A 13,988-nucleotide genomic window follows, 5' to 3' on the forward strand; every position below is an offset into this window, starting at 1 on the left:
CCGTTAGGGTGCTACGCCCAGTGAGGATTGCCAGGCGAAAGCGTCGATTTCGATCAGGTACGGCGCGTCGCCCGGCCGCGAGGCAAGCGCGTCGGCCAGTTCACGAGGGCTGCCGACGCGGCGCGCCGCGCAGCCGAACCCGACGGAGAGCTGCTGGAAGTCGGGGGCACGGAGGTCGACGCCCAGACGGGGCACGCCATGCGCATCCATGTAGCGCCGAATCTCTTCGTAACCGGCGTTGTGCCAGAGCACGATCACTACCGGCAGGCGTTCCTCCACGGCGGTGGCCAGTTCCGACAAGGTAAACATCACGCCGCCATCACCGACCAGGGCAATTACGGGCAGGTCGGGCCGGGCCAGTTGCGCGCCGAGCGCTGCCGGCAGGCCATAGCCGAGTGTGCCGTACCCGGTTGAGGCATTGAAATAACGCCGCGGCTCGGGCTGCGAGACCAAGTGATTACCGGCATAGACCGGGGCGGTAGAATCGCCGACGAGGATGGCCTCGGGGAGAGTCTTCGCCAACGTGTCGTACAACGGCACGAACGTCGAGAAGGCGGGATCGCTTCCCAGCGCCAAGGCCTCGTGTGCAGCACGGGTACGTTGCGCGCCATCCCGCGATAAGGGCGCCTGAACCTGTGCGAGCAGCATTTTCAAGGCGCTGTCGGCATCCCCGACCAGACCCAGTGCGGTGGCCTGGTTGCGGACCAGTTGCTCCGGATCGATGTCGATGCGGATCAAGCGCCCGGTCAGGGTGAAACCGTCATCGAACACGACGTCGTAATCGGTTTCACCCAGCTCCGTGCCTACCGCCAGGATCACATCCGCATCGTGGGCCAATTGGCGCACGGCAGGCAATGCGGTGTTGGCGCCCAGGTCAAGAGGGTGGTCGCGCCCGAGCAGGCCCTTGGCATTGATGGTCGTAGCACATGGGGCATCCAGGCGTTCGACCAGCTGGCGCGCCGCCTCGGGGGCATCGACACAGCCTCCACCGAGCAGGACCAGCGGGCGCTTCGCATCGCGTAGCCATTCGGCCGCCTGAGCTATGCCGTCGAGATTCGGAGCGGGGCGGTACAGGCGCGGGGCCTGCCAGTTCGTAGGTGGCGTGACCGGTGCCGCGAACAGATCGATGGGGATCTCGATATGCACCGGCCCCGGTCGCGCCGAGGTGAACACCGCAAACGCACGCGCCAGCACTTCCGGTAGAGCGTCGGGGTCGAGCAGGGTATGGCTGAAGCGCGATACGCCGGACAGGGTCTGTTGCTGGCTGGGCAGTTCATGCAGGCGGCCCTGGCCGCGCCCCAGTGTGTCGCGGCGATTGACGCTGGAAATCACCAGCATCGGCACCGAATCGGCCAGCGCCTGGCCCATCGCGGTGGCGATGTTGGTCATGCCCGGTCCGGTGATGATCAGGCAGACTCCTGGCTTGCCGCTGGCGCGGGCGTAGCCGTCGGCCATGAAGCCGGCGCCCTGTTCGTGGCGCGGAGTGACATGACGAATGGCCTGGCCTTGCAGGCCGCGATACAGCTCGACGGTATGCACACCGGGGATGCCGAATAGGGTATCGACATCGTAGCGCTCGCGCAGTAGACGGATCAGCAGTTCGGCACAGGTCATTGAATGCGATCCTTAAAAGACGAATACATGGGCGATGAACGCGATGATCGGCAAAGTGATCGCCGTGCGTAGCAGGAAAATCACCACCAGTTCCCACAGCTTGAGCGGGATTTTGGATTTCAACAGCAGCGCGCCGATCTCCGACATGTAGATCAGCTGGGTCAGAGACAGGCAGGCAATCACGAAGCGGGTCAGTTCGCTCTCGATGTTGGTTGCCAGCACGGCCGGCAGGAACATGTCGGCAAAGCCCACCAAGGTGGCCGGTGCAGCGGCGGAAGCCTCGGGAATGCGCAGCCATTCGAGCACCGGCACCATCGGGTACGACAGCCAGGTGAACAGCGGTGTGAACTCGGCGAGAATCAAGGCCACGGTACCAATGGCGATGACCAGCGGCAGCAGGCCCAGAAAGATATCCGCCACGTTGAGCACGGCATGACGCAGCAACTGGCGCGGCCCGGGCGCCTGCTCGGCACGCGCGATGGCCTGATGAAGGCTGAACCGCAGCACGCCCATGTTGCCTGTGGTTTCTTCCTGCAACTGACAGCCTATCGGCTCATAGTAAGTATCCGGCTTGCGCGAAAGCGGTGGGATGCGCGGCACGATCACGGCGGCGATCAGACCAGCCACGACCACGGTGAGATAGAACGGAACGAACAGGTGGTTGATACCGATGAAGCTCGTGACCAGCAGCGCGAAGGCAATCGACACGATGGAGAAGTTCGTGGCGATGACCGAGGCTTCGCGGCGGTTGTAGTAACCCTGTTCATACTGCTGGGTCGTGATCAGCACGCCCACCGTGCCTGAGCCCATCCAGGATGCCGTGGCGTCGATGGCGCTGCGCCCCGGTAGGCCGAAGATCAAGCGGAAGGGCTTGCGCACCAGGCTGCCGATGAACTCCATGAAGCCGAAATCGACCAGAAACGGCAACAGCACGGCCGCAAAGAAGAAGAAGGTCAGCAGCACCGGCGCCAAGTCGTTGAGCATGACTCCGCCGGTAAAGTCGGCGGTAACGAACCCGGGGCCGATCTGGAAGTAGGTCATCAGTGCGAATAGTGCACCCAGAATGCGCATGCCGAACCATAGGGGGGCAACATCGAACAGTTCCTTCATGGCCCCCTGTTGAGCCCAGCGGGGGGTACCGAATTTCGCCCACGCTGTCAGCCCCACCGACAGGCACAACACGACGACGGCTATCGCCGGCAAGGCATCGCCCAGCAGCGCTTTCAAACCGTCGGCCAGCAGGCCCATGCCGATATTGATGGTATCGCCTATCTGGAACGGCACCAGGAACATGCCGATCCCGATCAGCGAGGGAATCAGGAACTTGAACAGCGCTCGGTAATTGAGCTTGCCGCCGTTGGTGTCGCGGCCCGTTGCCGCGTCGAGAGGAGAAGACATAAATCACCCGTTGTTGTTGTCAATCACGCCGGTCGGCCAGGACCGGCGTCGATGAAGCGAGTTACCGGCGCGTGACGCCCGGCAGAATGCACAGCATTTCGTACAGCAGCGTGGCGCCCATCAATGCGGTGTTGCCGCTGGGATCGTAGGGCGGCGAGACTTCGACCAGGTCGCCACCGACCACGTTCAGGCCCCAGGCGCCGCGCACGATTTCGAGCCCTTGCTGGGCGGTAAGCCCGCCCATCTCGACGGTGCCGGTGCCCGGCGCCACCGAGGGATCGAGGCCATCGATGTCGAACGAGATGTACACCGGGCGGTCGCCCATCTGCTCGCGGACCTCGGCCATCAGCGGCGCCAACGATTGATACCAGCACTGCTCGGCAGGCACCACCCGAAAGCCCTGTTCGCGGCACCAGTCGAAGTCATCGGCGGCGTAGCCGGTACCGCGCAGGCCGATCTGCACCACCCGCTGGCTGTCAAGCAGGCCCTCTTCCTGGGCACGGCGGAACGGGCAGCCATGGGCAATTTCCTCACCGAACATGTGCGGATTGACGTCGGCATGGGCGTCGATATGAATCAGCCCCACCGGGCCGTGCTTATTGGCCATGGCGCGAAGGATCGGCCAGGTCAGTGTGTGATCGCCGCCCAACGTCAGCGGCACGCAGTCCTGGGCGAGCACGTCATCGTAGAAGCCACTGATGATGTCGAGGTTCTTGGGCAGGTTAAAGGTGTTGATCGGCACGTCGCCGATATCGGCCACTTGCAGATTGTCGAACGGCGCAGCCCGGGTCGCCATGTTGTAGGGCCGCAGCATACGTGACTCGTCGCGGATCTGGCGCGGGCCGAGCCGAGTGCCGGGGCGGTTTGACGTGCCGATGTCCATGGGGATGCCGATGAAGGCAGCGTCCAGGCCTCGTGCTGTCTGCTGAGTGGGCAGGCGCATCATGGTGGCCGGACCCCCGAAGCGGGGCATCTCGTTGCCGCCGAGCGGCTGATTGAAGCGGGAGGGGCTGTTGGTCATAAGGGTTCCAGAAGGGTTGTTATAGAAAAAGCCTTCCTGTTCTCAAGCATAAAACGTGCCAAAAAATAACTTGCTGATATGTAAGGGGATATAAAATTAATGATTCATTAATGGATCAATTTGGCTAGGTAATTGATTCAATAATGTATCCTGATGCGATTCTGAATCGATGACTTGCCGGAGAGCATATGGATATCGATGCCGCGATCCTCAGGACGGTCGTCGACACGGCCCACGATCACTTGTTCATTGCAGCTGCCGATGGTCGGATACTGCATGTAAGTCCCGGGTGTGCAGCCGTCTACGGCTTGAGCCGGGAAGAGCTCAAATCCAGCACCGTTCACGATCTGGTGACTCAGGGTGTCTTACGTCCCTCGGTGACCGAGGAGGTGTTGCGTACCCATCGCCCGGCACAACTGATGCAGCAGACGGGGACCGGGCGCAGGGTCATTGCCGAGGCCTATCCGGTATTCGTCGAGGGGGAGCTGGTACGTGTGGTGTCGCGCTCGATGGACCTGACCGATGTGCAACTGTTGCAGGATGAATACACACTGCTTCAGCAGCGCTTCAGTGAACATCTGAAGCGCGGTGCCGAAGCCTCGCTAGACGATGAATTGTCTCTGGATTCGCTACAAGTACGCAGCGACGTGATGCGGGAAATCGCCCTACTGCTCAAGCGCGTTGCGCCCAGCGATGCCACCGTGCTGATGCTCGGCGAGTCGGGGGTTGGCAAGACGGCCTTCGCCCGACAGCTGCACCGCTGGAGCCGGCGTGGCCAAGGGCCGTTTATCGATGTCAATTGCGCGGCGATTCCCGAGTCGTTATTCGAATCCGAAATGTTCGGTTATCAACCCGGGGCATTTAGCGGCGCCGCCCGCCAAGGCAAGGCGGGAGTGCTGGAGATGGCTGACGGTGGCACGCTGTTTCTCGATGAGATTGCCGAACTGCCGCTGGTCATGCAGACCAAACTACTCAAGGTCATACAGGACGGCTACCTGACCCGGTTGGGTGATACCCAACCCCGGCGGGTCGACTTCCGGTTGGTGGTCGCTACGAACCAGAACCTGGCTCACCGTGTCGAGAGCGGAGAGTTCCGTCTCGACCTGTACTACCGGCTCAACGTGATTCCCGTCACGCTGCCCCCATTGCGGGAACGTCGCGAGGACATTCCCGCGCTCGTCGAGCTACAACTCGAACGGCTCAATCAGCGATATGACCAGACCAAGGTGCTTCATCCTTCTCTATGGGCCGAGCTGATGGGCCGCGACTGGCCTGGTAATGTGCGCGAACTCGAGAACTGGCTTGAGCGGGCCTGGTTGGCGGCGCCAGGTGGCGTCATTGGCGCGCCGGGTGAAGAGGGGCAGGCGACGTTGTCGACCCCTGCCAGTGTGAGTGTCGGTGGGGATAGTGCTGTGCTGGCCGAAGGCCAGACTCTGCGGCAAGCCATGGAGGCTTATGAAAGCCGTATTCTGGCCTCGTTGTGCCTGACGGCAAGAAGCACCTACGAGATCGCCCAGCGCTTGGGAATCAGCCAGCCCAGTGTGGTTCGTAAGCTGCGCAGGCATGGCTTGCGTTGCGAAGGCAAACACTAGGTGCAAACGAAAGACACCCCGCCAGGGCGGGGTGTCTATGTCAGACGCCTGCCCGATCAGGGCAATTCTTCCTCCTCGACATTTTCCTTCTTCGCCGGGATCAGGTCCTCGCGTTGCAACTTGAGCACGATAAGCAGTGCTGAAGCGACGTAGACGGAAGAGAAGGTCCCGATGCCCACCCCGATGATCAAGGCCAGGGCGAAGTTGTGGATCATGTCGCCACCCAGCAGCAGGAGGGCGAGCAAAACCAGCAATGTGGTGCCGGAGGTTGCCAGGGTGCGTGCCAGCGTCTGATTGATGGCGTCGTTGAAAATTGCCGCCATGTCATCGGTGCGCGACTTGCGAATGTTCTCGCGAATCCGGTCGTAGACGATGATGGTGTCGTTCAACGAGTAGCCGATGACCGCCAGGATCGCCGCCAGTACCGTAAGGTCGAAGTCGAGCTGGAACAGCGAGAAAACACCGAGCACGATAATTACATCGTGAACTAGGGCCAGCAGGGCGCCGAAGGCGAACTTGTACTGGAAGCGAAAGGCCACGTAGAGCATCACCACGCCAAGCGCCACCAGCATGCCCAGGCCGCTCTGGTCACGCAGCTGGTCGCCGACCTGGGCGCCGACGAACTCGGCACGTACCAGGTCGACGCTCTCACCGGTCTGGCGCAGAATCTGCGTGACCTGCTCGCCCACGCCAGGATCGAAGGCCTGCTGCAATCGCACCAGTACCTCGTTGGCACTGCCGAAAGTCTGTACCGAGACATCCTGAAAACCGGCGCTTTCCAGCGTCTGGCGTACGACATCCAGCGCCGGGGCTGTGGCATAGCGGACTTCCACCAGCGTGCCCCCGGTGAAATCCAAGCCCAGATTCAGCTGCTGTAGGAACAGCGTGATAAGGGAGATGAGCAGCAGCACGCCTGAGCCGATGAAGGCCAGGCGGCGTTTGCCCATGAAGTCGAACTGTCGCATCGCGTTGCCCCTTCAGATCCAGAGTTTCTTCACCGGCTTGCCGCCGACTGACAGGTTGACGATGGCGCGCGACACCATGATGGCCGTGAACATCGACGTCAGGATGCCCAACGACAGAGTCACAGCGAAGCCTTTCACCGGGCCCGTGCCGATCGAGAACAGTATCACCGCAACCAGCAGGGTCGTGAGGTTACCGTCGATGATCGAGGTGAACGCGCGTTCGTAGCCGGCATGAATGGCCTGCTGAATGGGCATCTTGGCACGTATCTCCTCGCGTATGCGCTCGAAAATCAGCACGTTGGCGTCCACCGCCATGCCCAGGGTCAGTACGATACCGGCAATGCCCGGTAGCGTCAGTGTGGCACCCAGCATGGACAGAGCAGCGAGCAGCAGAATCAGGTTGGTCGCCAGGGCCAGGTTGGCCACAATACCGAACGCCTTGTAGCGCACCAGCATGAACAGCACTATCAGCAACATGCCGATCTCTACCGAGAGGATGCCCTGCTCGATGTTGGCCTTGCCCAGGCTGGGGCCGATGGTGCGCTCGGCGACGAAGTAGATCGGCGCTGCCAGCGACCCGGAGCGCAGCAGCAGGGCCAGTTCCTCGGCTTCGGTGGGCGAGTCCAGGCCAGTGATGCGGAAGCTGTTCCCCAAGGCGCTCTGGATAGTGGCCAGGCTGATGATGCCGCGCTCGGTATAGGGCACGCGCTGCTCGACCATCTCACCATCCTGCATGACCATTCGGGTGCGCGTCTGGTTGTCGATGTAGATCACCGCCATGCCACGCCCGATGTTGCTACGCGTCGCACGGTTCATCAGTGTGCCGCCGGTCCCGTCAAGGTTGATGTTAACCTGCGGACGCCCGTTCTCGTCGAAGCTGCGGCTGGCACTGGAAACGCTGTCGCCAGTGATAATGACGTCGCGCATCACCTCGGCGGTACGGTTATCGCTGTTGCGGAACGCAATGGTTTCGGTCTCGTTGGCCGGGGTATCGGGGCGTGCGGCGAGACGGAATTCCAGGTTGGCGGTGGCGCCTACCACGCGCTTGGCTGCGGCAGTGTCCTGCACGCCAGGCAGCTCGACAACGATGCGGTTGGGCCCCTGGCGCTGAACCAGTGGCTCGGCCACGCCGAGCTCATTGACGCGGTTGCGCAGTGTGGTCAGGTTCTGGTTGATCGCGTAGTCCTGGATCTCGTTGACCTGCTGTTCGGTCAAGGTCATCGCCAACACGGCACCACGACCGCCGTCACGGTTCTCGTATTGGAAATTCGGAAATTCTCGACTGATGACTGCTCGAGCCTGGCTGCGATCTTCCTCATTGGCCAAAGTAATCGTCAGGGTCCGGCCATCTACCGTGGTGTCACGGTAACGGATACGCTCATCGCGCAAGCTTTCGCGGATTGCACTGGCGTTGACTTCGAGACGCTGGGTGAGAGCAGCCTCCATGTCGACTTCCAGAGCGAAGTGCACGCCGCCGCGCAGGTCTAGGCCCAGGTTCATTGGCGAGGCACCGAGGCTCTCGAGCCAGCCCGGGGTCGACTCGGCGAGGTTGAGCGCAACGGTGTAGTTTTCGCCCAGCGCCTGGTTGACGATATCGCGAGCGGCAAGCTGTTGCTCGGCGTCCTGCAGGCGAATCAGCGTGCTGCTGGCCTCCTGCTCGATGCGCTGGACCTCGATGCCGGCCTCGTCGAGTGCGCTGCGCAGGCGTTCGAGCTGTCGTTCGTCCAGGGATACGTCGCTACGGGCGCTGCTGATCTGGACTGCCGGATCTTCAGGGAATAGGTTGGGTAATGCGTAGATCAGGCCGATGAGGAGAACGATAAGTATCAGCAGATACTTCCACAGGGGATAACGGTTGAGCATGGAAGCCCTGTCCTTGTTGCTGATGCAGAAAAGACGCTGCCGGCAAGGGAGCCCGGCAGCGAGGGGATCAGATGGACTTCAATGTGCCTTTGGGCAGGACCGCAGCGACGGCATTCTTCTGCACGTTGACTTCGGTGCCTTCGGCGATTTCCATGGCGATGAACTCATCGTTCACCTTGGTAACGCGGCCGATCAGGCCACCGCCGATGACTATTTCGTCGCCCTTGGTCAGACCGTTGATCAACTGCTTATGCTGCTTGGCACGCTTGGACTGCGGACGCCACAGCAGGAAATAGAAGATCAGCACGAAGCCGACCAGCATGATGATCTGGGCCATGCCGCCACCCGCGGGCGCGCCGCCTTCGGCATGCGCCTGGGAAATGAAGAAATCCAGCATTTGTTGTCGTCTCCCGGACAAGTGAGAAAGTTGCAGAGATTTGGCTGGGCGTCATGCGTCCAGCCGGTAAACGGGTCTTCCTGACCGTTCAGCGGGGCTCGTCGGGTACCGGCAAGCCGCGTTGTGCATAGAACGTTTCCACGAAGTTCGCCAATGTACCCGCTTCGATAGCACCGCGCAAACCGGCCATGACACGCTGGTAGTAGCGCAGGTTATGGATGGTGTTGAGCATCGAACCGAGCATTTCACCGCAGCGGTCGAGATGGTGCAGATAGCTGCGCGAGAAGTGCTGGCAGGTATAACAGTCGCAGCCTTCCTCGAGGGGGCGAGTGTCATGACGGTGCTTGGCGTTACGGATCTTGACCGTACCCTCGGCAGTAAAGAGGTGGCCGTTTCTGGCGTTGCGGGTCGGCATCACGCAGTCGAACATGTCGACGCCACGGCGTACCCCCTCGACCAGGTCCTCGGGCTTGCCGACTCCCATCAGGTAGCGCGGTTTATCTTCCGGCATCCAGGTCGGCAGGTAGTCGAGTACCTTGATCATTTCCTCCTTGGGTTCGCCCACTGACAGGCCACCTATGGCCAGGCCATCGAAGCCGATTTCTTCCAGGCCTTCCAGGGAGCGCTTACGCAACTCAGGGTACATGCCGCCCTGGATGATGCCGAACAGCGCCGAAGGCGAGTCGCCATGGGCGATGCGTGAGCGGTTGGCCCAACGCAGCGAGAGCTCCATGGAGCGACGTGCCTCGTCTTCGGTGGCAGGGTAGGGCGTGCACTCGTCAAAGATCATGACGATATCCGAGCCCAGTGAGCGCTGAACAGCCATCGACTCCTCGGGTCCCATGAACACCTTCGCGCCGTCGACCGGTGAGCGGAAGTGCACTCCCTCTTCGGTGATCTTGCGCATTGCGCCCAGCGAAAACACCTGAAAACCGCCGGAGTCGGTGAGGATCGGCTTGTCCCACTGGGCAAAGTCGTGCAGATCACCGTGGGCTTCGATCACATCTGTGCCGGGACGCAGCCATAAGTGGAACGTGTTGCCGAGAATGATTTCGGCGCCGATCTCCTTGACGCTCTGCGGCGTCATGCCCTTGACGGTGCCGTAAGTGCCTACCGGCATGAACGCTGGGGTTTCCACCGTACCACGGGGAAAAGACAGTCGGCCGCGACGGGCGCGCCCGTCATCGGCCAGACGCTCGAACTTCATGAAGCATTCGTTGCGCATCGGATTCTCGAACTCAGGAAATCGTGGGCATGCGAGTCAGGAACATCGCATCGCCGTAACTGAAGAAGCGGTAGCGCTCGGCGACGGCCTCGCGATAGGCGCGCATTACCGTGTCGTAGCCGGCAAACGATGACACCAGCATCAGAAGGGTCGACTCCGGCAGGTGGAAGTTAGTGATCAAGGCGTCCACACAGCGCCATTCATAGCCGGGATAGATGAAGATATCAGTCTCGCCGCGGTAGGGGGCGATCTCGCCGTCATTGCTCTTCAAACAGGCACTTTCGAGACAGCGCACACTGGTAGTGCCCACGGCAACGATCCGGTTGCCACGGGCGCGGGCGGCACGTACCTGCGCGCTGACGGTCTCGTCGACCTCAAGCCATTCGCTGTGCATTTGGTGTTCGCGAATGTCGTCGACCCGTACTGGCTGGAAAGTGCCGGCACCAACGTGCAGGGTGACGAAGGCCGTCTCGATGCCGCGCTCGCGCATGGCTTCCAACAGAGGCTCGTCGAAGTGAAGCCCGGCGGTAGGCGCTGCTACCGCACCGTCGCGGCGTGCATAGACAGTCTGATAGCGCTCGCGGTCGGCCAGCTCATCTTCGCGCGTGATGTAAGGGGGCAGCGGCATGTGCCCATGGCGCTCGAGCAGTTCGATCAGCGGGGTCTCGCCAAGAAAGCGCAGCTCGAACAGGGCATCCCGGCGTCCTTCGACAACAGCATGGACATTCCCTTCGAAAATCAGCTCGGTTCCTGGCTTAGGTGACTTGCTGGCGCGTATATGGGCGAGGCCACGGTGGGCATCCAACGGCCGCTCAAGCAGCATCTCCACTCGGCCACCGCTGGCCTTCTGGCCGTGCAGCCGTGCAGGGATGACCCGCGTATCGTTGAACACCACCAGGTCACCGGGTGCGAGCAGATCTAACAGGTCAGGAAAACGGCGGTGGGCGAGTTCGCCGTTGCTACCATTCACGCACAATAGACGGCAATCGCTGCGCTGTTCGCTGGGGTAGCGGGCAATCAGCTCATCGGGGAGATCGAAATAGAAGTCGGCACGCTGCATGGATGAAGAAAGGCCAGAGCTTATGAATGAGGCATTGACGGTCCTGCGCTCGGCTGAACCGTTTGGACAGGGCGACTATAATAGCCGAGCAGGACGATGAAGTCAGTCCGCCATTGACGTTACGATTCAGCTCCGTATAATGCGATTCCGCTGCCGGTGTGGCGGAATTGGTAGACGCAGCGGATTCAAAATCCGCCGCTAGCGATAGCGTGTCGGTTCGAGTCCGACCACCGGCACCACTTCCAAAATAGATTTATAGCTTCGTTCTCCTCCTCTCGTTTCAGCCTTGTTGTTGCTTGGCCGCAGAAGGCCATGTTTAGACTTGGTAGCTGAACCCATATTTATCTAGGCCCGCATCGAGCATGTGAGTGTGGCGACTCGTCACGATCAGGCTCGAATGGTTCAGTAGATCCTTGGCCGTCGTCATGCTTTCTCTGGCTTGAGTCAGCAGACGCGCATAGCTGTGCCGCAAGGCGATTACCTTCTCTTCGATGCTATGCCTGCCGATCAGGGATTGCCTGGAGTAGCTCGCCCAGTTTTAGGACGGCTTCCAAGCTAGCTCCCCTTCACATTGTTGAGGTTAACCGCTGCACTGGAAGCCGCTGTATTAACGGTCGGTTCGAATTGTTGTTAGCGTTCCGGTTTCTCCTTTTCGGGACTGACCGATCCCTGATGACCAAGCGGATCGGCCTGGTCCAGACGCGGATGGTTGTCGAGAAATTCCCGGTGCGGATCCGGCAGGGCGTCTAGCGCCTGGATAGTGCGGGTCAGGCCATGTATGGCTGCTAGTAGATCCTGCGTGTTACCTGTCTCAGAGATCGTATGCATGTTGCGGATAGGGAAGCCAATGGACGTGGCGGCACAGTCTACGGCGGCCAGCACGCCGGCCATGCCGTCGGTGCCCGTGTCCGCTCCCACAATATCGCGCTGCATAGGGATGCCATGCTTCTTCGCAGTACTCGCGATGATTCGGTTCAACTGCTCGCTGGCGATGGCGCCAACCGACATGGTGAAACCCTTGCCCATTTCCAGCGGCTGCATACGTCTATCGCCGATGCCCGGCGCTGCCACGTAGTCGTGGTTCACGTCCACGCCGATTAGCACATCGGGCTTGAGTTCACCGGCCAGTACCCGGCTGCCGAAACGGCCGATTTCTTCATAGCTGGCGATGGCATAAAGCACGCGTACCTGCCGGGTGCCGCCTGCCTCGGCGATCAGTCGTGCGACTTCGGCCGTGACAAAGCAGCCCAGGCCGTTATCCAGATAGGCGCCATAAAAGGTGTTGGGGCTGAAACCGGGGCGGATGGGTCGGTTCAGGAGGATAGAATCACCGGGGCGTACGCCCAGATTCAGCACCTGCTGTTTTTTGTTCTCGCCATGGATCTGCAAATCCAGATATATCTGCTCCTTACTAATGCCTTTTTCGCCCGAGCGGACAGCCGGATCGGCGAAATGAATGGCTCCCAGCGCTTCCACCGTTCCGCCCTCGATTATGCGATAACTGCCCGGCGCCTCGGGATCTTCGCTAAACAGCTTGACCTCGTGGCCGACCACGACCGTGGGAAGAAAGGCATCGGTATTAATCCAGATCTTGCCGTCATCGCCGATGCTGCGCACCTGCATGCGAATCTTGTCGGCGTGACCGATGATCATCACCTTGAGCAGATCTTCCCGGCCCGGGTGGGAGTCCAGCACGATGCCGGCATGCCCCTTGAACTGATGAATATGCCAGTCGTCGGGGGCGAATGACTCGAAATGCGGCTTGAGAACCCCGTAAGTCATGGCGCCTTCCAGCCCGACCGGGCTGGGCGCGGCCAGAATACGGCGCATCAGATCGAACTGCTCATCTGGCATTGGCCGGGTCCAGGGCGGATTCGTTTCGTCCATGTGGTCTTCTCTTTTCCAAGTATGAAGTAAGACTGTCTTCCAGCTTGGCAGATTCCCAGCGGAAGAGATGCGATGATGCCCAAATGTAAACGTACCATGAGGATATCGATGAGACTCTGGTCACTCCACCCTTGTTATCTGGATACCAAAGGGCTGTTGGCACTCTGGCGCGAGGGTTTGCTGGCGCAAAAGGTCCTGCAGGGCGCCACGAAAGGGTATCGTCACCATCCGCAACTGACTCGCTTCAAGCGCTGCGAGGACCCGCTCGGTGCCATGGCCTATTACTTAGGGAGCGTTGTCGACGAGGCGGATCGTCGTGGCTACCGTTTCGACAGGAGCAAGATCGTCGACAGCTTCTATACTGGCCGGCTGACGGTGACGAGTGGTCAGGTGAAGTACGAGCTCGGGCATCTTTCCGGTAAGCTGCAGAACCGCGATCCGGTGGCGCACGCTCGCCTACGCGAGGTGGGCCACGTCAGGCTACACCCGTTGTTCGATGAAGTGGCAGGTGAAATAGAGCCTTGGGAAATCGTCTGATGCGGTACGTTGGTCTTCTGCCGAACGGTGACGCTATAGGTATGCCGCAAGGCATCTGCTGGAGCGTGATGTTCAGCAGAGGTGTCATGTTATCGTCACGAAAAAAGCTTGCTTTAAGAAGGTAGAGGGCGTTAAAGTACGCATCCGCTGCTGACGACGGGCATACGTGGTTGGCGGTGAAGGTGGCGCAAGGCGCTGTTTCTGTTGGGGTTTTTCTCGGCTCGCTGAGAAAGGACAATTGACAGACACGCCGCATTCGGTAGAATGCACCGCCACGGATCGGGGTTCCCGACAGGGTCGAAGACACGGATTCAGGTGCTTCGGTTCGGCCAGAATCTTTCGAGATGCCGGCCAGCGGCGAAAACAGCGGCTTGACAGCGCGGCCCGGATCGGTAGAATACGCCCTCTCGCAACGAGGCAGCCCCGAGG

The 13,988-nt window shown here is 60.7% G+C and carries 11 protein-coding genes and 1 tRNA gene; 3 read left to right on the top strand and 9 right to left on the bottom strand.

Annotated features, from left to right (window positions below):
* Positions 1-3: 3 nt before the first annotated feature.
* The 3 genes from F568_RS0117375 to speB form a co-directional block, all read right to left on the bottom strand.
* Positions 4-1,614 (bottom strand): 5-guanidino-2-oxopentanoate decarboxylase, encoded by a 1,611-nt coding sequence (locus tag F568_RS0117375; RefSeq protein ID WP_019020040.1) that lies wholly within the window; start codon positions 1,612-1,614, stop codon positions 4-6.
* A gap of 12 nt (positions 1,615-1,626) precedes the next feature.
* Complete coding sequence (locus F568_RS0117380) at positions 1,627-3,012, bottom strand: YjiH family protein (RefSeq protein WP_019020041.1); 1,386 nt, start codon at positions 3,010-3,012, stop codon at positions 1,627-1,629.
* A gap of 61 nt (positions 3,013-3,073) precedes the next feature.
* A complete protein-coding gene (gene speB / locus F568_RS0117385) occupies positions 3,074-4,033 on the bottom strand; it encodes an agmatinase (RefSeq protein ID WP_019020042.1) in 960 nt (319 codons plus the stop codon).
* A gap of 188 nt (positions 4,034-4,221) precedes the next feature.
* Between speB and F568_RS0117390 the strand changes: the two genes are divergently transcribed.
* Positions 4,222-5,625 carry a sigma-54 interaction domain-containing protein gene (locus tag F568_RS0117390; RefSeq protein ID WP_019020043.1) on the top strand — a complete coding sequence of 468 codons (1,404 nt, stop codon included), beginning with the start codon at positions 4,222-4,224 and terminating at the stop codon, positions 5,623-5,625.
* Between the two features lie 56 nt (positions 5,626-5,681).
* Here the strand turns inward: F568_RS0117390 and secF are convergent, their stop codons facing one another.
* The 5 genes from secF to queA all read right to left on the bottom strand — a co-directional run bounded on the left by secF (position 5,682) and on the right by queA (position 11,135).
* Positions 5,682-6,590: a protein translocase subunit SecF gene (gene secF, locus F568_RS0117395; protein ID WP_019020044.1), complete on the bottom strand. Its 909-nt coding sequence runs from the start codon at positions 6,588-6,590 to the stop codon at positions 5,682-5,684.
* Positions 6,591-6,602: 12 nt separating this feature from the next.
* A complete protein-coding gene (gene secD, locus F568_RS0117400; RefSeq protein ID WP_019020045.1) occupies positions 6,603-8,453 on the bottom strand; it encodes a protein translocase subunit SecD in 1,851 nt (616 codons plus the stop codon).
* Between the two features lie 67 nt (positions 8,454-8,520).
* The gene (gene yajC / locus F568_RS0117405) at positions 8,521-8,850 is read right to left on the bottom strand and encodes a preprotein translocase subunit YajC (protein ID WP_019020046.1); all 330 of its coding nucleotides are present in this window, start codon (positions 8,848-8,850) and stop codon (positions 8,521-8,523) included.
* Between the two features lie 88 nt (positions 8,851-8,938).
* Positions 8,939-10,057 (bottom strand): tRNA guanosine(34) transglycosylase Tgt, encoded by a 1,119-nt coding sequence (tgt, locus tag F568_RS0117410; RefSeq protein ID WP_026300630.1) that lies wholly within the window; start codon positions 10,055-10,057, stop codon positions 8,939-8,941.
* A gap of 31 nt (positions 10,058-10,088) precedes the next feature.
* Positions 10,089-11,135: a tRNA preQ1(34) S-adenosylmethionine ribosyltransferase-isomerase QueA gene (gene queA / locus F568_RS0117415; protein WP_019020048.1), complete on the bottom strand. Its 1,047-nt coding sequence runs from the start codon at positions 11,133-11,135 to the stop codon at positions 10,089-10,091.
* 152 nt (positions 11,136-11,287) lie between these two features.
* Here queA and F568_RS0117420 point away from each other — a divergent pair.
* Positions 11,288-11,374, top strand: a tRNA-Leu gene (locus tag F568_RS0117420).
* Between the two features lie 391 nt (positions 11,375-11,765).
* Here F568_RS0117420 and F568_RS0117430 read toward each other — a convergent pair.
* A complete protein-coding gene (locus F568_RS0117430) occupies positions 11,766-13,022 on the bottom strand; it encodes a M20/M25/M40 family metallo-hydrolase (RefSeq protein WP_019020050.1) in 1,257 nt (418 codons plus the stop codon).
* Between the two features lie 108 nt (positions 13,023-13,130).
* Here F568_RS0117430 and F568_RS0117435 point away from each other — a divergent pair, with 108 nt between their 5' ends.
* The gene (locus tag F568_RS0117435) at positions 13,131-13,559 is read left to right on the top strand and encodes a pyrimidine dimer DNA glycosylase/endonuclease V (RefSeq protein WP_019020051.1); all 429 of its coding nucleotides are present in this window, start codon (positions 13,131-13,133) and stop codon (positions 13,557-13,559) included.
* Positions 13,560-13,988: the final 429 nt, after the last annotated feature.

Origin of the sequence: Modicisalibacter luteus DSM 23508 (assembly GCF_000378505.1) — a bacterium.
GTDB lineage: Bacteria > Pseudomonadota > Gammaproteobacteria > Pseudomonadales > Halomonadaceae > Modicisalibacter > Modicisalibacter luteus.

What these genes read in the sequence shown, in the direction of transcription:
- F568_RS0117375 (WP_019020040.1), bottom strand. Translation starts at nt 1,614, where the DNA reads ATGACCTGTGCCGAACTGCTGATCCGTCTACTGCGCGAGCGCTACGAT.
- F568_RS0117380 (WP_019020041.1), bottom strand. Translation starts at nt 3,012, where the DNA reads ATGTCTTCTCCTCTCGACGCGGCAACGGGCCGCGACACCAACGGCGGC.
- speB (WP_019020042.1), bottom strand. Translation starts at nt 4,033, where the DNA reads ATGACCAACAGCCCCTCCCGCTTCAATCAGCCGCTCGGCGGCAACGAG.
- F568_RS0117390 (WP_019020043.1), top strand. Translation starts at nt 4,222, where the DNA reads ATGGATATCGATGCCGCGATCCTCAGGACGGTCGTCGACACGGCCCAC.
- secF (WP_019020044.1), bottom strand. Translation starts at nt 6,590, where the DNA reads ATGCGACAGTTCGACTTCATGGGCAAACGCCGCCTGGCCTTCATCGGC.
- secD (WP_019020045.1), bottom strand. Translation starts at nt 8,453, where the DNA reads ATGCTCAACCGTTATCCCCTGTGGAAGTATCTGCTGATACTTATCGTT.
- yajC (WP_019020046.1), bottom strand. Translation starts at nt 8,850, where the DNA reads ATGCTGGATTTCTTCATTTCCCAGGCGCATGCCGAAGGCGGCGCGCCC.
- tgt (WP_026300630.1), bottom strand. Translation starts at nt 10,057, where the DNA reads ATGAAGTTCGAGCGTCTGGCCGATGACGGGCGCGCCCGTCGCGGCCGA.
- queA (WP_019020048.1), bottom strand. Translation starts at nt 11,135, where the DNA reads ATGCAGCGTGCCGACTTCTATTTCGATCTCCCCGATGAGCTGATTGCC.
- F568_RS0117430 (WP_019020050.1), bottom strand. Translation starts at nt 13,022, where the DNA reads ATGGACGAAACGAATCCGCCCTGGACCCGGCCAATGCCAGATGAGCAG.
- F568_RS0117435 (WP_019020051.1), top strand. Translation starts at nt 13,131, where the DNA reads ATGAGACTCTGGTCACTCCACCCTTGTTATCTGGATACCAAAGGGCTG.